Origin of the sequence: Mesorhizobium sp. M7A.F.Ca.US.014.04.1.1 (assembly GCF_003998745.1) — a bacterium.
Taxonomy (GTDB): Bacteria; Pseudomonadota; Alphaproteobacteria; order Rhizobiales; family Rhizobiaceae; genus Mesorhizobium; species Mesorhizobium ciceri.
In genome coordinates, this window is sequence record NZ_RZRW01001503.1 from 1 (window position 1) to 410 (window position 410).

General features: G+C 58.3%; 1 pseudogene. It reads left to right on the forward strand.

Annotated features, from left to right (window positions below):
* A pseudogene (locus EOA22_RS38000) lies at positions 1-410 on the forward strand (aspartate kinase); the annotation flags it as partial.

Sequence of the window (410 nt, forward strand, 5' to 3'; positions counted from 1 at the left end):
CTCGAGCACAAGAAAAACGGCAAGCCGGGCGCCTATGCGCGCTTTGCGGGCGCCAGATCAAGATCGGCTGTAGTCGAGGCGATCGCAGAGGTCCATCGTGAGATGAGGAGGATCAATTCGGAGGTTTTTGGCCACTCGTCGGAAAGGCGCGTCGCCGATCGTTTTGTTCGCGACCGCATTGAAGGAGTGCGCGACTGTCTGTTGGATCTGCATCGGCTTTGCTCGTATGGTCACTTCAGGCTCGAAGAAAACTTGAATACTGTGCGCGAGATTCTCGCCGCGCTGGGCGAAGCCCACAGTTCCCACAACACGGCACTCCTCCTCAGGACACTCGGCGTCGAGGCGACCTTCGTAGACATGACGGGCTGGTGTGACGAAAGTGAAATGAGTCTTGACGCGCGAATCGGGGC